Origin of the sequence: Shewanella sp. SM29 (assembly GCF_025654245.1) — a bacterium.
GTDB classification, from domain to species: Bacteria; Pseudomonadota; Gammaproteobacteria; order Enterobacterales; family Shewanellaceae; genus Shewanella; species Shewanella oncorhynchi.
The window spans coordinates 21,660-40,222 of sequence record NZ_JAKKRN010000015.1 but is presented as its reverse complement, the minus strand read 5'-3'; the positions used below and the strand labels follow the sequence as shown (position 1 = coordinate 40,222).

At 44.0% G+C, this 18,563-nt stretch carries 15 protein-coding genes; 6 read left to right on the top strand and 9 right to left on the bottom strand.

All coding sequences use genetic code 11. The features are described 5' to 3' along the window. Positions 1-71: 71 nt before the first annotated feature. From nrdD to L5L77_RS12045, 9 genes are all read right to left on the bottom strand, one after another. Positions 72-1,865, bottom strand: a complete 1,794-nt coding sequence (gene nrdD, locus L5L77_RS12085; RefSeq protein WP_263181855.1) for an anaerobic ribonucleoside-triphosphate reductase — start codon at positions 1,863-1,865, stop codon at positions 72-74. After that, the gene (gene nrdG, locus L5L77_RS12080) at positions 1,852-2,331 is read right to left on the bottom strand and encodes an anaerobic ribonucleoside-triphosphate reductase activating protein (RefSeq protein ID WP_263181856.1); all 480 of its coding nucleotides are present in this window, start codon (positions 2,329-2,331) and stop codon (positions 1,852-1,854) included. Before nrdG ends, nrdD begins: the two co-directional genes overlap by 14 nt. A 247-nt stretch (positions 2,332-2,578) precedes the next feature. Next, positions 2,579-2,965 carry a putative zinc-binding protein gene (locus tag L5L77_RS12075; protein ID WP_076500146.1) on the bottom strand — a complete coding sequence of 129 codons (387 nt, stop codon included), beginning with the start codon at positions 2,963-2,965 and terminating at the stop codon, positions 2,579-2,581. 77 nt (positions 2,966-3,042) lie between these two features. Continuing rightward, a complete protein-coding gene (locus L5L77_RS12070; protein ID WP_263181857.1) occupies positions 3,043-5,706 on the bottom strand; it encodes a nitrate/nitrite transporter in 2,664 nt (887 codons plus the stop codon). Between the two features lie 59 nt (positions 5,707-5,765). Continuing rightward, positions 5,766-6,530, bottom strand: coding sequence for a peptidylprolyl isomerase (locus tag L5L77_RS12065; RefSeq protein ID WP_076500142.1), 765 nt, complete (start codon positions 6,528-6,530; stop codon positions 5,766-5,768). Between the two features lie 73 nt (positions 6,531-6,603). Beyond that, positions 6,604-7,293 (bottom strand): respiratory nitrate reductase subunit gamma, encoded by a 690-nt coding sequence (gene narI / locus L5L77_RS12060; RefSeq protein ID WP_076500140.1) that lies wholly within the window; start codon positions 7,291-7,293, stop codon positions 6,604-6,606. 11 nt (positions 7,294-7,304) lie between these two features. Next, complete coding sequence (narJ, locus tag L5L77_RS12055) at positions 7,305-8,027, bottom strand: nitrate reductase molybdenum cofactor assembly chaperone (RefSeq protein WP_076500138.1); 723 nt, start codon at positions 8,025-8,027, stop codon at positions 7,305-7,307. A 2-nt stretch (positions 8,028-8,029) separates the two neighbouring features. After that, positions 8,030-9,565, bottom strand: coding sequence for a nitrate reductase subunit beta (narH, locus tag L5L77_RS12050; protein WP_076500136.1), 1,536 nt, complete (start codon positions 9,563-9,565; stop codon positions 8,030-8,032). Positions 9,566-9,586: 21 nt separating this feature from the next. Then, positions 9,587-13,300: a nitrate reductase subunit alpha gene (locus L5L77_RS12045; protein WP_263222797.1), complete on the bottom strand. Its 3,714-nt coding sequence runs from the start codon at positions 13,298-13,300 to the stop codon at positions 9,587-9,589. Positions 13,301-13,850: 550 nt separating this feature from the next. On the opposite strand from L5L77_RS12045, the gene L5L77_RS12040 reads away from it, so the two are divergent. From L5L77_RS12040 to L5L77_RS12015, 6 genes are all read left to right on the top strand, one after another. Next, the gene (locus L5L77_RS12040; protein WP_076500132.1) at positions 13,851-14,009 is read left to right on the top strand and encodes a periplasmic nitrate reductase, NapE protein; all 159 of its coding nucleotides are present in this window, start codon (positions 13,851-13,853) and stop codon (positions 14,007-14,009) included. 36 nt (positions 14,010-14,045) lie between these two features. Beyond that, complete coding sequence (locus L5L77_RS12035) at positions 14,046-14,303, top strand: chaperone NapD (protein ID WP_076500130.1); 258 nt, start codon at positions 14,046-14,048, stop codon at positions 14,301-14,303. Positions 14,304-14,305: 2 nt separating this feature from the next. Beyond that, entirely contained in the window at positions 14,306-16,795 is a 2,490-nt protein-coding gene (gene napA / locus L5L77_RS12030; protein WP_263185178.1) for a nitrate reductase catalytic subunit NapA, read from the top strand. Positions 16,796-16,805: 10 nt separating this feature from the next. Beyond that, the gene (locus L5L77_RS12025; RefSeq protein ID WP_263185142.1) at positions 16,806-17,291 is read left to right on the top strand and encodes a nitrate reductase cytochrome c-type subunit; all 486 of its coding nucleotides are present in this window, start codon (positions 16,806-16,808) and stop codon (positions 17,289-17,291) included. Between the two features lie 8 nt (positions 17,292-17,299). Further along, the gene (locus L5L77_RS12020; RefSeq protein WP_028760143.1) at positions 17,300-17,887 is read left to right on the top strand and encodes a cytochrome c3 family protein; all 588 of its coding nucleotides are present in this window, start codon (positions 17,300-17,302) and stop codon (positions 17,885-17,887) included. 206 nt (positions 17,888-18,093) lie between these two features. Then, positions 18,094-18,465 (top strand): DUF1801 domain-containing protein, encoded by a 372-nt coding sequence (locus L5L77_RS12015; protein WP_263181860.1) that lies wholly within the window; start codon positions 18,094-18,096, stop codon positions 18,463-18,465. Positions 18,466-18,563: the final 98 nt, after the last annotated feature.

Below are 18,563 nucleotides of genomic sequence, written 5' to 3'. Positions count from 1 at the left end.
ATACGCCTAGATTAATATTGAGCAATAGCCAGTTATTTACAGCGCTGGCTATTGACTCAAATAAGGCTTTATCAGGCATGTGTTGATGCGGGCGACTGGTGATAATAACGTAAATCGTGTTCGGTTCGACGTCCTTGACTAAAGGCTGAGACGCGCTTTAAATAACCAATTACACGGGTGCCGTAATCAATGTTTTTTGAACCGCATTGGTGACAATATTGCTGAGTTTGTTTATCAATATGTTGGCATTCATTGCAGATAGTAATTTTCACATTGACACAAAAATAATTACACCCTGTACGTGCAGCGACATTATATAAATTAAGATAATTTTTCACTGATAACTTTTCATCTAAATTTAAATGTAATGCTGAGCCCCCATCTAAGTAGCGGGTCATTTTTTCACCGTGCATAATAAATTTATCAAGATAATTAATGTTAGTGTCTTCTACCGGATAAAAGTAACTGTTATAGCAATTTCGATTAACAAAGTAGCCTGCCTTTCTATCCCAAGCTGCATTCTTTATACCTAAGTTTTCTGCTGGAACAAACTCAGTATTAAATTTGTAGCCAAATTTTTGAGTAGCTTCTCGGTTAACCTTATAAATAATCTGTAATTGTTGGTCGACAAAGGTTTGGTAATCATTATTAGTGTCAGCTATTAAGCCTAAAGATTCAGCAGCTTCTACCATGCCATTAATACCAATCGTCATAAATTGTTTATCCAGAGAGATAAACCCCGCGGTATAGACTGGCAGCATGCCATTGGCTAATTGTTCTTCCATTAGCTTACGATAGGCAATCTGATATTGATGAACCTTTTCAACCTCGATTTTAAGATCGCGTTTATCTTGGATTAATCGATTCATATTAATAGTGATAACATTAATTGAACCCGTGGCGACGCCGCCAGCACCTAAGCTGTAGGAGAAGGTGTGATCGCTTATTTCATTCCGTAAACGACAGCATGAGGCTAAAGAGTCAGCATTTTTGGATTGATAAATAAAAAATGCACCGCCTTCGCTCATATTTTTGGCACAAACATGGGCAAACTCCGTATCTTTAACTTTATCATCAACGGTTAACATCGCCGCGGTGATCACTGGAAAGGTTAAAATGGCTTTATTCCGTTCTTGATTAAACCAATCTAAGAAAAAAACTTGTAACTGTTTTAAAGAGTGCCAATCTGGCGGGGTAAAGTCAGGAAATACAAATTGCCCAAACATGGCTTCAAAATAATATTGATCATAAAGAGAGATATTCCAAAATACACTTTGGTATCCTCTTGCTGCTGCAGGTTGATTTAACGCATACACAACGTGTTGCAGGTGGTTCTCTATTGCGTGTTTATGCTCGGTGAGATAATCATCTCCAAAATCTTTACGGGCAAAATAATCGAAATACATTAAAAATTCGACAGTCGCAATTGCGCCAGCAAATTGCGCGCTGATAGCAAATACTAAATTAACAAAGCTGCCACAAAAAGACTCTAAGTGTTTTGGCGCTTGTGATTCGCCGCCTAATTGAGTTAATCCGCTGAGTAAAAATGGGTACATTGAAATAGAAGCACAATAGGGTTTTAAACTGGTTTCATCATGAACGTAAATTTCATGTTCTGTTATTTGTCTCTCGTATTCTTTCGCTAAATCTACACCATATAATTCAGTTATTTTTTGTTTTACTAATTCACGATTAATATCAATAAAATAATCTTTCATTAACTCGGTTTCTAAGGTGGCAATGTTCTTATGAGTCACATTTGCATTCGCATCTAAATGCGAAGCATCAGCGGCATTATTGGATTGTTGATATTGCTTAATAAAAGCTAATTTTTTTTGTAATTGCTGTGGGTTAAGAGATGGCATGGTGATGTTCCCTAAATTTAAAGTTGAGTAGGTTTCCCGTTGCGAGTTCAATAAAGCGTTGATTAGTTTTTTCCTTTTCTAATCCTCCTTGATTTGGTCGCCAAGCCCCCGTTTTGAGGTAATCCAACTGTGCAATTAGATGCTGTGATACCTTGGTTTTTCCAGTGTAGAGACAGGTTTTAAGACCGTGTTTTTTTGCCAGTGATAACTTGTCGAGTAATGCAGCGGGGTTCCATTCGCCACCAAAAAATAAAACACAACTCACCAGTCCCTGATAACGTGTTAAATAATGTTGAAAATTATCATTATTTAACTGAATACCCGTTTCTGGATCCCAAGTATCTTGGCTATGACATCCTTGGCAACGTAGTGGGCAACCTGTGATGGTAAATGCTAACGACACCTCATCAGGAACCTCTTGAAAACAGATCTGTGGTGCAAAGCTATTAAATGTAATAACCACCATATGTTGTGTCCATTTTATTTTAATCAACTATATATTGTGTTTTATAATATCGGGATAGGCAAATAATAGTTTGATCAAGATCAAACTATTGAGGATTAATGCGATGAGGTTAATCTTGGGGGAGTGAAGCAGATAACACGGGTGAATGGCTGTAAATAAGTGCTTGTTTAAGCTGTATTAAACTTAGCTTATTTACAGTAGGTTCCAGATTTTAAATAAAACAGCAGCAGTGTAAATAATGGTTAGACTAATTAAGTTTACATTGAGGAATATGAATAATTTTTTGATGGATATGTTGTAACAAACGGTAACTATCAGCCAGATCGCAATCAATTTGCTGTTGTTTTTTATAGCCCAATTGGGTGAGCTCTATGTGCCAGGTGGGTACAATTTGCTGTAGCGCTAAGCTATTTTTAACGCAATTGAGCTTACAACCATCAAGTGCCAATATGGGGCGTCCAGATTTAGCCAGTCTGACAATCGATTTTATATTCCCTCCAACGCCCGCGATACATGACATTTGCATCACGCCTGAACGATCAAGGGTCAGTGCCACATCATTAGCTAATTGTGCGACATTTGAGCAGCCGGAGCAGGCATAAACCAAGGGTTTATTCGTCGATAATTTTGTCATGTTGGCACCTTTGTAAAAAAGTGAATGTCGATGATAGGCACCCTAAATCGGCATGCCTACCATTGTTTAGCTAACAGTTAGCAAGGGATCTCTGCGTTACGTCTAGCGTAGAACCACCAAGTGATAACCACACAACTGGCGTAAAACAGGATAAACCCATAGAGCGCGGTATCTACCGCTCCAGTTAAGCTCATTGCGGTGCCATAGGATTTGGGAATAAAAAATCCGCCATAGGCAGCAATGGCAGAAATAAAGCCTAAAACTGCTGCGGACTCTCGGTTTCCTTCGATTTCGGCTTGTTTTTCCATGCCTTTACCTAATGCTTTTTGCCTAAGGGTTAAAAACATCACTGGCACCATACGGAACGTTGAACCATTACCAATGCCTGTGGTGATAAAGAGCAAAACAAACATACCGAAGAAGCCGCCAAAATTACCCGCAGCACCGTCATGCGGTAAGAAATACAGCACACCGACAACGCCTAACGCCATGAAGAAAAAATTCCATAGCGTCACTTGGGCGCCGCCAAATTTATCGGCTAATTTACCGCCGATAGGCCTGGCTAATGCACCTGCAAGTGGACCGATAAAGGCAAACTTAACGGGATCGACATCTGGGAATAACATACCCGATAACAATGGGAAACCTGCAGCAAAACCAATAAAGCTGCCAAAAGTTCCTAAATAAAGCCAGCACATTAGCCAAGTATGATGACGTTTAAAGACGACGGCTTGCTCCTTAAATGAAGATTTAGCATCCGTAATATCATTCATGCCAAACCACGCCGCAATGGAGCCAATAATGATAAATGGCACCCAGATAAACGCCGCGTTTTGCAACCACACCGAATGTGTTTCACTGTTTTGCAATACGAGGGTGAGAGGCTCTCCTTCTAAACCGCCAAACACACTGGCAGATATCACTAAAGGGGCAATTAATTGCATGCCCGATACGCCTAAGTTACCCAGCCCAGCATTAAGCCCTAGTGCAGTACCTTTTTCAGCTCTAGGATAGAAAAAGCTGATGTTTGCCATACTCGATGAGAAGTTAGCGCCACCTAAACCACAGAGTAAGGCTAAAATCAGCATGATGAGATAGGGGGTTTCGATATTTTGCAGTGCAAAACCCATCCATAAACAAGGGATTAAAAGTGATGCGGTTGATAAGGCTGTCCAACGGCGACCACCGAAGATGGGGATCATAAAGCCATAGAAAATTCGCAGTGTAGCACCCGATAATGCGGGTAGCGCCGCCAACCAAAACAATTCATTTGGGCTGTAGTTAAAGCCTAATGTCGGCATTTTAACCACCATAATGCTCCAAATAGACCATACGGCAAACGCAAGGAAGAGGTTGGGTATTGAGATCCATAAATTGCGCGTGGCAATTTTTTTACCTTTAGTGTCCCAAAAATGTTTATTTTCAGGTTGCCAATCGTTAAGTACAAAGGCGTCGGGTGTGGTCATTTCGGGTAAGTTTTTTACCGTTTGACCACTGGCCCATTCCATTCTCTCGGCTCGGCGAATTGAATAATGCATCCACATTAATGAGATAGAACTAATAACAAACAACAGCATAAAACAGCTTTGCCAGATGCCAATAACGTCATTGAGCATCCCAAATGTGACGGGTAATAAGAAGCCGCCAATACCGCCGACCATACTCACAAGGCCGCCCACTACGCCGACATTATTCGGGAAATAAGTCGGTATATGCTTAAATACCGCCGCTTTACCTAAAGACATGAAAAAACCTAAGGTAAAAATAAGCAGCACAAAAACGGGCAAGGATAGGTGGAAGTTAAATTCAAAAACGTGTTCAACCCCTTTTACACTGTAGTGGGTTGGGGGATAACTGAGTAAAAAGGTACAAATGGTACTGATGCCTAACGTCCAATACATGATGCGACGGGCGCCGTATTTGTCGGACCAAAAGCCGCCTAAAATACGAAATAAAGAACCTGGGATAATATAAAACGAGGTAAGAATACCGGCGGTGACTAATGACACACCATAAACATCAATAAGGTAGTGGGGTAGCCATAGGGCGAGTGCCACAAAGGCGCCAAACACGAAAAAATAATATAATGCGAAGCGCCAAATACGAATGTCGCTGAGTAAGCTTAGTTGTTCACTGAATTTGGGCGGTTTGAAATTAGTTAATCGGCGGGGTTCTGTTTTGGCAAAGACCAAATATGTGGTTGCCGAAATCGCAATGATTAAAGCATAAATTTGAGCGGTTTCTTGCCAACTGAAGTACTTTAATAAAAAGGGTGCGCCAAAGGTTGTTAGCGCAGCACCCACGTTGCCCGCACCAAAAATACCGAGTGCAGTACCTTGTTTTTGTGTTTCAAACCAAGATGCGACATAGGTCGCACCGACAATAAAGCCACCGCCAGCTAAACCCAGCCCAATACCTGCAACTAATAGCATATCGTAACTATCAGCAAGACTGAGCAGATAGGTCGCAATGGCAGCAATGTACATTAACGTACTAAATACAAGGCGCCCACCCCAGCGCTCCGTAAACATACCTAGGGCAATGCGGCTCAACGAGCCGCTTAAAATGGGCAGCGCCATTAATAACGCCATTTGCGTATCGGTTAAGGCTAAATCCGCTTTTATTTTTATCCCTAAAATTGAAAATATCGTCCAAACGGCGAAACAGAGCGTAAAAGCAGCGGTGGTAAGCCACAATGCGCGGTATTGTCCACTCTTAATGTGTAGCGGTAGACTACTCATTTGAAAACTCCGACAAATTAGCAAAATGTAACGTTAAAAAACATTAGCTTTTTAATGGGTTACTGCAGTAATGGCTCATTATTGGTGTCAAAATCAAAACCTTCTATATGGGCTTCGTCTATTAACACTTGGATATATTGAGCAATGGATTTTTGACGCACTTTTTCATTAAGGTATAAGCTAATCCTGTCGCTAACCGCTTCAAATGGGAGAGGGTTACCGGCAATTTTGTGTTTGATATCGACAATATGAAATCCATAACGACTTTCTATCGGGTAGGGTTGCAAGCCTATTTCGGCGGTTAATAGCTGTCGTTCAAATTCCGGCACGGTTTGCCCACGGCTGAGCTGACCTAAATTTCCCCCTACGGATTTTGAAGGGCAGGCAGAAAACTCCTGTGCTAAAGCGGCAAAATTGGCTTTTTGATGCAATTGTTCAATCAGTTGCTCGGCGATGATTTTACCCTCTGCTCTGGCTTTTAAATCATCGGGCGCAGCGGCAATCAGGATATGGTTAGCCTCAACCAATGGCGAGGTTGTAAATCGATGTGGGTTTTGTTCAAAATACTGTAAACACTCTTCGGGAGTCGCTTGAGGAATAGGTACTTCAGATTCAATGAGTTGCTCTAAATAATCCTCTTTATTACAGATCTCATCATTAGGGCGAGATAGCGATAATGCTTTTGCACGTTGAAGTAGCAATTCGCCAATGATTAAACTCTGGGCGGCTTCTAACATCGCTTTACGTTGGGTTGGGGCCGGGAAATACTGCATTTCACTGAGAACTTGCTCTTCGGTAATGCTGGCTTGGTTGACTGTGATCATAATATGGCTCTCTATAAAATAAATGCGGGCGAGCAAAGATCCCCTGATAGGCCAATATCAAGGGGATTTAGCACTAACGGCTGACTTTACGACGTACTATTTGTGGTGCGCGTGTCAGATACTGCAGTGGTGCACTGAGCATGTGAACCAAGCGGCTGAATGGGAATACTACAAACAGCGTCATACCTAGAATGACGTGCAATTTGAAGACGATATTTACATCGCTAATGGCTTCAACGGCTGCAACACTATTAAAGGTCATAATGTTTTGTGCCCAAGCCATTAACTTAAGCATTTCAGCGCCATCTAAGTGTCCACCTGATACCGGAATAGAAATAAGTCCGAGGATCAGTTGTCCATAGAGCATTAAGAGGATGATGATATCCATCTTTTTGCTAGTGGCACGAACGCGAGGGTTTGTTAGGCGACGACGGATCAAAATGGTTAATCCCGCAAAGCAAATTACCCCAAATAATCCACCCGCACCCATAGCAAGTAACTGTTTAAACTCGGCAGTCACGCCCAGCGCGTGCCAAACGGCTAATGGTGTGAGTAATCCCACAAAATGACCGAAGAAAATCCCGATCACCCCAACGTGAAACAATACGCTACCAATATGCAGTTGGCGTTTTTCCAGCATTTGGCTGGAGCTCGCTTTCCACGTGTATTGTTCACGGTCATAGCGGATCCAGCTGCCGATAAACATCACCGCCATAGCGATATAGGGGTAGATGCCAAAGGCAAATATTGAGAAATGGCTCATCAATGCTCTCCTTACAACCGTTGGCTATTGCTTTTAGGCTGCAATAGTTCGGTATTGAGTGGAATGTGTTGGTCCCGACGCTGCGTTTCACTGGGTTTATTGCTGCTATTACAGCCCGTTTGCGCGTTGTCCATAAAGCTCACCATTTCTTCTTCCCACACTTTATCGAGCTCTTTGGGGGTGTTGTCGGGTTGTTCGTCAACGATTTGTTCACGTAAATCCTTAAGATCGACATCAACCTTGCTTAAGCTCAATAGTGCATGGAGTAAGTTGGCATAATTTGATTGGTGCTTTTCAAGTCTGCATGCCAGTAGCGCTAAAATCGGCGCCACTTCTTCTAATCCATAACGGCCGTTTTCGCTGCCTTGGGTTGACATAAACTCAAGATATAGCGGGATATAATCTGGCAACTCTTTAGCACTAATATCTAGACCTGCTTGGTGATATTGATCTAAAAGGTTGACCATGGCTTGCCCGCGGTCACGTGATTCACCGTGAACGTGTTCAAATAACAGTAAGGACAAAGAACGTCCTCGCTCGAATAAGCCGTCATATTCGGCTTGCCAGTCCATGGTATCCATCGCAAAACGCTCGGCGATAAACTGCAGTACAAGGGCTTGATGCGCGGCATCAAGTTCAGATCCCGTGACAATGGCCTCTAACTCTGCCCGCGCGTCGAGTAGTTCAGCGTGCGGGTAATCGAGTAGTATTGAAATAACACTCAGTACTTTCATGTTTACTTCTCCAATGTGACAGGAATGACTTGGCGTACACCGGTCGCTTTGCTGCCAAATAAGTTGACGCCGTTGTTACCATCGCCACAGCCATTTCCAAAACTAAAGCCGCAACTGCTTTTCATGTCGTAGGCATTTTCTGCGTAGGCTTTATGGCTCGTTGGCACTACGAATCTGTCTTCGTAGTTAGCAATGGCCATGTAGCGATACATTTCTTCGACTTCGACTGCGGTGAGGCCAACTTGCTTTAGCACCTCTAAGTCTTCAACTTTGTCGACCTGTTGTGAGCGTTTATAGGCACGCATCGCGATCATGCGCTCAAGTGCACGCTCAACTGGTTTTTCATCGCCAGCAGTTAACAGGTTTGCAAGGTAACGTAGCGGTATACGCAATGATTTCAGATCGGGGATTTCACCGTTCATGCCGACATGACCTGCTTCTACTGCCGTTTGGATTGGCGATAGTGGCGGCACATACCACACCATAGGTAAGGTGCGATATTCAGGGTGTAAAGGCAGCGCGACTTTCCAGTCGATTGCCATTTTGTATACCGGTGAGCGCTGGGCCGCAGTGATCCAGTTATCACTGATGCCTTCTTTACGCGCCGCTTCAATTACCGCCGGATCGTTAGGGTCGAGGAAAACATCGAGCTGTGCTTGATATAGATCTTTTTCATTTGGAGTATTTGCCGCAATTTCAATTTGATCGGCGTCGTACAGCAATACGCCCAGATAGCGGATACGGCCTACGCAGGTTTCAGAGCAAACCGTAGGTTGACCCGCTTCAATGCGAGGGAAACAGAAAGTACATTTTTCTGATTTACCTGATTTCCAGTTGAAGTAGATTTTTTTGTAAGGGCAGGCAGAAACACACATGCGCCAGCCGCGACATTTATCTTGGTCAATCAGTACGATACCGTCTTCTTCACGCTTGTAAATCGAGCCTGAAGGGCAAGAGGCAACACATGCTGGGTTTAAGCAGTGCTCACACAGGCGAGGTAAATACATCATGAAGGTTTTTTCAAATTGACCATAAATGTCTTTTTGAATCACATTATCGAAGTTGATGTCTTTTTTACGCTTTTCGAACTCAGTCCCGAGAATTTCTTCCCAGTTTGGACCCCATTCAATTTTCTCCATACGCTGACCTGTGATCAGCGAGCGGGGTCTAGCAACCGGTTGATGTTGGCTATCAGGCGCTGTGTGTAAATACTCGTAGTCAAAATCAAAGGGTTCGTAGTAATCGTCAATTTCAGGTAAATCAGGGTTAGCAAAAATTTTTGCCAGCAATCTGATTTTGCCACCGATTTTGAGTTCTAACTTACCGGCGTCAGTGCGTTTCCAGCCGCCGTTCCATTTCTTTTGGTTTTCCCATTCTTTTGGAAAGCCAATACCGGGTTTAGTTTCTACGTTATTGAACCACGCGTATTCGACGCCTTCGCGTGAGGTCCAAACGTTTTTACACGTGATGGAGCAAGTGTGGCAACCGATGCATTTATCTAAATTTAGCACCATGCCGATTTGGGCTCTAACTTTCATATTGTATTCCTCGCTCCACGCTTATTTAGTATCTAACCAGTCGACGTTGTGCATTTTGCGTACAACAACAAATTCGTCGCGGTTACAACCGACAGTACCGTAATAGTTAAAACCATAGGATTGTTGCGCATAGGCACCAATCATATGAGTGGGTTTCATCACTGCGCGGGTGACTGAGTTATGGATCCCGCCACGGGTGCCGGTCATTTCTGACCCTGGTATATTTACGATACGTTCTTGGGCGTGGTACATCATGCTCATGCCTTCTGGCACACGTTGTGACACCACAGCGCGGCACGCTATTGCACCGTTGACGTTGAAGACTTCAATCCAATCGTTATCTTCAATACCCGCGGTTTTAGCATCGGTCTCACTCATCCACACGATAGGGCCACCGCGTGATAGTGTGAGCATCAACAGGTTGTCGGAGTAAGTGCTATGAATGCCCCACTTTTGGTGTGGGGTGATCCAGTTCAGAACAATTTCTTTATTGCCGTTAGGCTTTTTGTTCAATACTGGGGCAACGGTTTTTAAGTTAATGGGCGGTTTATAGGCACAGAGCTGCTCGCCAAAGTCACGCATCCACTGGTGATCTTGGTAAAACTGTTGACGGCCAGTAATGGTGCGCCACGGTATCTGCTCATGTACGTTGGTATAGCCCGCGTTATAGGACACATGCTCATCTTCTAAACCAGACCAAGTCGGTGAAGAGATAATTTTGCGCGGCTGGGCAACAATATCGCGCCAACGAATTTTTTCATCCTCTTTGGGTTTGGCTAAGTGGGTGTGATCTATGCCAGTCATCTCGCCCAATGCTTCCCATGCTTTAACGGCAACTTGACCATTGGTTTCAGGGGCGAGGGTGAGGATCATTTCGCAGGCATCAATGGCAGTATCTAGCTTTGCCATGCCTTTGTTGATGCCTTCTGTGGTATGGGTATAGTTGAGTTGAGTTAATAACTTAACTTCATCTTTAGTGTCCCAACTAATGCCTTTACCACCATTGCCGATTTTTTCAAGTAGGGGGCCTACCGAAGTAAAACGAGCATAGGTATTAGGGTAGTCGCGCTCAACCATAGTTAAATGCGGCATGGTTTTACCCGGAATAGCTTCACATTCGCCTTTCCACCATGCTTTAACATCATAGGGTTGAGCTAATTCAGCTGGGGTATCGTGGTGCATTGGAATGGTCACCAGATCTTGTTCTACCCCTAAGTGCCCCACACACACGCGGGAAAACTCTTTGGCGATGCCTTTAAAGATTTTCCAGTCAGAGCGCGCTTCCCATACGGGATCGATTGCGGCTGATAAAGGATGAATAAACGGATGCATATCCGAGGTATTCATATCATCTTTTTCATACCAAGTTGCAGTAGGTAAAACAATATCTGAATATAAACAAGTGGTTGACATACGGAAATCTAAGGTGACCCATAAGTCGACTTTGCCTTCGGCGCCTTCATCTTTCCATTCGACGTCTTCGGGTTTATTGCCGCCAAAATCACCGAGATCTTTACCTAATAGCCCATGCTTAGTGCCGAGGAAGTGGCGCAACATGTATTCGTGGCCTTTGCCGGATGAACCCAGCAGATTAGAGCGCCAAATGAACATATTACGTGGGAAGTTTTTCGGATCGTCTGGCTGCTCACAGGCAAATTTTAGGTCGCCGCTTTTCAGTTGTGATACCACGTAGTCTTCAACGTTTTGTCCAGCCGCTTTAGCACTGGCGGACAAATGCAGTGGGTTAGTGCTTAATTGTGGTGCAGAGGGTAACCAGCCCATACGTTCAGCACGACTATTGAAATCGATAATGCTGCCAGTCCAGTTTTCTTTTGGCGCGAGCGGCGAAATAATTTCAGACATGTTCAATTTTTCATAACGCCACTGACTAGAGTGGTTGTAGAAGAATGAAGTGCCGTTCATGTGACGTGGTGGGCGCTGCCAGTCAAGTGCAAACGCCAGTGGTGTCCAACCCGTTTGTGGACGAAGTTTTTCTTGTCCTACATAGTGAGCCCAGCCACCGCCAGATTGACCGATACAACCACACATCATTAACATGTTAATGAGGCCGCGGTAGTTCATGTCCATGTGATACCAGTGGTTTAGTGCAGCGCCCACAATTACCATAGAGCGACCATTGGTTTTATCAGCATTACGCGCAAACTCAGTGGCAACACGGATAACATCGGCACGTTTTACACCGGTGATCACTTCTTGCCAAGCTGGCGTGTAGGGGATGTTATCGTCAAACGAGCTAGCACGATTGCTGTCGTTAACGCCGTTATCCACCCCATAATGCGCCAGCATTAAGTCAAATACGCTCGCTACTTTTGCCTGTTTACCGTCGGCAAGCGTAATGGTTTTAACTGGCACATTACGCAACTGAATATCACTGTGATCTGTGTGTTGAAAGTATTCATATTCGTGCGGCGCGCCGCCAAAGTAAGGGAAAGCGACTTCGGTCAGTTCAGTGTGATCTTTAAGAGATAGTAAAAGATCAATATCGCCTTTACTGTCTTTAGATTCTAAGTTCCATTTGCCTTTTTCACCCCAACGATAACCGATAGAGCCGTTAGGGCTAGTGAGGTTACCATCATGGTTAAATGCAATCGTTTTCCAATCTGGATTATTCTCTTCACCCAAATTATCAACTAAATCAGCCGCACGTAAAAAACGTCCACTGGTAAGGTGGCCATTAACTTCTTCAAGCATGACCAACATCGGCATGTCGGTGTAGCGTTTAGCGTAGTTAATGAAATACGCACTTGGGGTATTGACGTAAAACTCTTTTAAAATCACATGACCAAAAGCCATTGCCAAGGCGGCATCAGTGCCTTGACGTGGCGCTAACCAAGTATCACCAAACTTAGAAGCTTCAGAGTAATCGGAGGTAATAACGCAGGTTTTGGTGCCCTTGTAACGGACCTCACTTAAAAAGTGCGCATCGGGAGTACGGGTTTGCGGTACGTTTGAGCCCCAAACAATGATGTAATTTGAGTTATACCAATCTGCAGATTCTGGAACGTCAGTCTGCTCACCCCAAACCTGTGGTGAGGCGGGGGGCAAATCACAATACCAATCGTAGAAACTTAGGCAGTTAGCACCAATTAATGATAAATAACGCGCGCCAGCGGCATAGGACACCATCGACATTGCCGGAATAGGGGAGAAACCGGATACGCGATCTGGGCCGTACTCTTTAGTGGTATACACGTTAGATGCAGCAATGATTTCATTGACTTCATCCCAACTCGCACGGATGAAACCTCCTAATCCCCGTCGTTCTTTGTAGCTTTTGGCTTTAACCGGATCGCTCACAATCGACGCCCATGCATCGACAGGATCAGCATGTTGTTGCTTAGCTTCGCGCCATAGTTTCATTAATTGTTGACGAACTTTAGGATATTTCAGGCGATTTGCGCTGTAGATATACCATGAATAACTCGCGCCTCGTGGGCAGCCTCTGGGTTCATGGTTAGGTAAGTCGGGTCGAGTACGAGGGTAATCGGTTTGTTGGGTTTCCCACGTAACTAAGCCATTTTTAACATAAATTTTCCAACTGCAAGAGCCTGTACAGTTTACCCCGTGGGTAGAACGAACAATTTTATCGTGTTGCCAGCGTTGACGATAACCCTGTTCCCAACTTCTATCTTTATCGGTTGTCACGCCATGCCCATCGGCAAAGGGTTCTTGGTGGGTTTTAAAAAACCGCAATTTATCGAGTAAGTGACTCATCTTATTAATTAACTCCTAGTACGACATTGCTAACAACCTCGAATGTTGTGCGACACAGCATTGTGGGTTGTTGAGTGGTAGTTATATTGACTGCTGTTTTATGCTTAGAAGATGAAAGATGTTAATAAGTCTGGAGTGTGCAACGGTTTATAACGTTGATCGCGATCAATAAAGTGCTTTATATGTGATAAATATCTATTTATGAGTATATTGGTTGTTGTGTTGGTTAACGTTTTTGCAACGCAGCTTTTAGAGACAGAAGTGACGCTGTTTAAAACCGAAATTCCTTGTCTTCTTAAACAGTTATTTTGACGAGCATGGCGGGAGTAAACTTTTTGTTAAGTGCTTTGTAGATCGGGATCACGCTTATTGTTAATTACCTAATTAGAGGCACATAAAAAAAACCTAGACTTACCTATCATGGTGTTAGGTTAATAAAATTTCGCCAATAATTTAAAAAATGGCAAAGAATTTGATTGTATTTAAGTGTTATCAAATCGTTAAGTAAGATAAGGTAGTTAATACGGTAGACGTACTTTAGGGAGCGTATATGACAACTCAAACAGATGAAAGTAAGAGCTTAGAACTCAAGATTTTCCTATTTTTAACCGTATTGTTAGCACCTATTCTGTCGGTGCTTCTGGTTAGCGGTTTAGGTTTTGCAATTTGGTTTAGCCAGATTTTAACTGGTCCACCAGGTGCGGGTTAACATAATAAAAATCATGAAATAAGAGTGAAGTGTCGGATGAGTAAAGAGATTCATATTACAAGTTTAGTCGTACAAGTTTTGCCACAAAAAATGGCAGAGGTTAGGCAGCAGATTATGACCATTGAGAATGCTGAGCTTTCCGTAAATAACGAAGTGAAATTAGTGGTAGTGCTTGAAGGGGATACTCAACGAGCCATTATGGAAAGTATCGAAACCATCAATGCCATTCCTGGTGTCTTATCCGCCACTATGGTTTACCACCAGAGTGAAGAGCTTAAAGAGGGTGAAGAATGAACATGAATAGACGTGACTTTATTAAAGCCAATGCAGTCATCGCCGCTGCAGGAGCGGCAGGTTTAGCTCTGCCAGCTGGCGCAAGCAATTTAATTACCAGTTCAGAACAAACAAAATTAGAGTGGAACAAAGCGCCGTGCCGTTTTTGCGGCACGGGTTGTTCTGTGATCGTTGCTACCCGCGAGGGTAAAGTGGTTGCCACCCATGGTGATGCCAATAGTGAAGTTAACCGCGGCCTTAACTGCATCAAGGGTTATTTCTTATCCAAGATTATGTATGGTAGCGATCGTTTAACTACGCCCATGCTACGTATGACGGATGGCAAATTTGACAAGCACGGTGAGTTTTCACCGATAAGCTGGGATAGCGCCTTTGATATCATGGCGCAAAAATGGAAAGCAACCATTAAAGCTAAAGGCCCAACAGCGATTGGTATGTTTGGTTCTGGTCAATGGACCGTATGGGAAGGTTATGCCGCCGTTAAGCTGATGAAAGCCGGCTTTGGTTCAAACAACATCGATCCTAATGCGCGCCATTGCATGGCTTCGGCCGTGGTAGGTTTTATGCGTACCTTCGGCATTGACGAACCTATGGGTTGTTATGACGACATTGAAGCTGCTGATGCCTTTGTACTTTGGGGCTCAAACATGGCGGAAATGCACCCGATTTTATGGAGCCGTGTCACCGACCGTCGCCTCAGTGCCCCCCATGTTAAAGTATCAGTATTATCGACCTTCCAGCATCGTTCTTTCGATTTGGCCGACTTACCAATAGTATTTACACCGCAAACTGACTTAGCCATTTTAAACTTTATTGCTAACTATATTATTCAAAACGATAAAGTGAATTGGGATTTTGTTAAAAAGCATGTGAACTTCCACATGGGAACCCACGACATTGGTTATGGTTTGCGCCCAACGCACCCACTTGAGAAAAAAGCCAAAAACGTTAAAACGGCTGCTGATTCAACGCCAATCGATTTCGATACGTTTAAAGCCTTTGTTGCCGATTACAATGTAGAAAAAGTCAGTAAATTATCAGGTGTATCAGAAGAGAAACTGATTGAATTGGCCAAGTTATATGCCGATCCTAATACTAAAGTGACTTCTTTTTGGACGATGGGATTTAACCAGCACACTCGTGGTGTATGGTGTAACAACCTGATTTATAACATTCACTTGTTAGTCGGTAAAATTTCAACTCCAGGTAACAGCCCATTCTCGTTAACAGGTCAGCCATCTGCTTGCGGTACGGCCCGTGAAGTGGGAACCTTCTCACATCGTTTACCTGCCGATTTAGTGGTCACTAATCCTGAGCACAGAAAACATGCTGAAAATATTTGGAAAATTCCTAGCGGCATTATTCCACCTAAGCCTGGCTACCACGCAGTTGAACAAAACCGTCGCCTTAAAGATGGTGATTTAAACTGCTATTGGGTCCAAGTTAACAACAATATGCAAGCGGGTGCGAACATTAACGAAGAGATGTTACCTGGCTATCGTAACCCAGATAACTTTATCGTGGTGTCCGATGCTTACCCAACAGTGACAACTCAAGCCGCTGACTTAATTCTTCCTACCGCGATGTGGGTCGAAAAAGAAGGCGCTTATGGTAATGCTGAACGCCGTACGCAATTCTGGCATCAAATGGTGCAAGCACCTGGTGAATCACACTCAGATTTATGGCAGCTGATGGAATTTGCTAAACGCTTCACTACCGATGAAGTATGGCCACAGGATGTATTAGCGGCAAACCCAGAGTTTAAGGGTAAAACGTTATACGAAGTGCTATATCAAAATGGCAATGTCGATAAGTTCCCACTTGCAGATGCAGATCCTAAGTACCTAAACAACGAAGCAAAACATTTTGGCTTCTACGTACAAAAGGGCTTATTCGAAGAATATGCAACCTTTGGCCGTGGTCATGGTCACGATTTAGCGCCCTTTGATGCCTACCACGAAGCACACGGTTTACGTTGGCCGGTAGTGGATGGTAAAGAAACCAAATGGCGTTTCCGTGAAGGTAGCGACCCGTATGTGAAACCAGGAAAAGACTTTGAGTTTTACGGTCACCCTGATGGTCGTGCCATTATTTTTGCACTGCCTTACGAACCCGCTGCTGAGTCACCAGATGAAGAATACGATATATGGCTATCAACAGGTCGCGTACTTGAACACTGGCATTCAGGTTCAATGACTCAACGTGTACCTGAGCTGTATCGTGCCTTCCCTGATGCTGTGTGTTTTATGCACCCAGAAGATGCTAAAAAACGAGGTTTACGCCGTGGTGATGAAGTGCGAGTTGTGTCGCGTCGCGGCGAAATCAAAACGCGCGTTGAAACCCGTGGTCGTAACAAGCCACCTGTAGGCTTAGTGTTTGTGCCTTGGTTTGATGCTAGCCAGCTCATTAATAAAGTCACGTTAGATGCGACAGATCCTTTGTCAAAACAAACTGACTATAAAAAATGTGCGGTGAAGATCGTCAAGGTTTAAGGAGAACACGATGAAAACCCTAAAATTAGTCTCAGCGATCGGTTTATTGGTATTTGGCTCATTCATCATGACAAGTGTGTCTGCCGCCAGTATTCCCGAAGATAAAATTGATACCCTGCGCCAAGCGCCTATCAATGTCGAGCCTACGCCACCTGCGATGCAAAGTGTGCGTAATACCGATGTGAAGGAAGTGCGCAGCTATCCCATGCAACCACCGGTGATCCCACACAAGATCGACGGCTATCAGCTTGATCTTAAAGTGAATAAGTGTATGGCTTGCCATGCTCGTAGCCGCATTGGGGACTCGCAAGCACCTATGGTCAGCGTCACGCATTTTATGGACAGGGACAATAACTTCTTAGCCGAATTATCGCCGCGCCGCTATTTCTGTACTCAGTGCCATGTGCCGCAATTAGATGCCAAACTACTGGTCGAAAACGACTTTGTAGATATGGATCATCTCATTAAAGCCAACACTGAGCAGAAAAAACACTAGGAGTTAGCATGTTAGATAAACTGAAAAAAATCTGGCAGGTACTCAACCGTCCGAGTGTGCACTATAGTCTGGGCTTTTTGACCTTAGGTGGTTTTGTGGCTGGCGTGATTTTCTGGGGCGGGTTTAACACTGCCCTAGAAGTGACCAACCAAGAAGCTTTCTGTATTGGTTGCCATGAGATGGAAAATAACGTCTATCAAGAGTTACAGACGACGATTCATTTCACTAACCGCAGTGGCGTGCGGGCGACGTGTCCCGATTGCCACGTACCGCATAACTGGACCGATAAAATTGCCCGTAAGATGCAGGCATCTAAAGAAGTGTGGGGTAAGGTTTTTGGGACGATTAATACCCGTGAGAAGTTTGAAGATAAGCGCCGTGAACTGGCAGAACATGAGTGGGCAAGGTTAAAGGCCAATGATTCGCTCGAGTGTCGTAACTGCCATAACTTCACTTATATGGACTTTACTCGCCAATCACCCAGAGCGGCGCAGATGCACTCAACATCACTGGCAAGCGGCGAAAAGACCTGTATCGACTGCCACAAGGGGATTGCTCATCATCTCCCTGACATGGCCGGTGTGAAGGGGTTTTAATCTAGGGCGCAGTTTTTATCCGTGTGACTTAGCCTTGCTAAGTTGGACAACTCCAGCAAAAGGCCAAGCGTACTCCACGCTTGGCCTTTTTATTTGCACGTCACTATTCTATTTCTTGGGGATGCTTCAATAGGGTGTTATTCAGTCCGATTAGCGCGCTACAATCTGACTGAGATAGTCTTGCTTGTATGAGAGGTAAAGAGATCATGATGGAAGATCAACCGCAACTTGAAAAACTGTTAGAAGATATTTTATGTACCAGCCCGAGTCTGTTTGAAATAGTGCAGGGGGTGAGGCAGGAGGTCAAAACTGCCGCTACCACATCGTCGCGGGCCATTACTGAAGCCGTTAAGTACGGCGGTATACTCTTTAGCACCAAAGCCAGTTTTGGTGGTGTGTTTGCCTATAAACAGCATGTTTCATTGGAGTTTAGCTTAGGCGCGAATCTTAGCGATCCACACAAGGTTCTCGAAGGCAGTGGCAAATTTCGTCGCCATATTAAGTTGGTGTCAATCGATGATATTGCTGCCAAGCGAGTCGCGGAATATATTGCGCAGGCGTTGAGTCTGGCGGATTAATGGTTGTTTAGCCGCATGATGTGACTAAAACGGACGAACAAAAAAGGAGCTGAATATTCAGCTCCTTTCGTTTTGCTAAGGTTTAATAGAGATGTCTT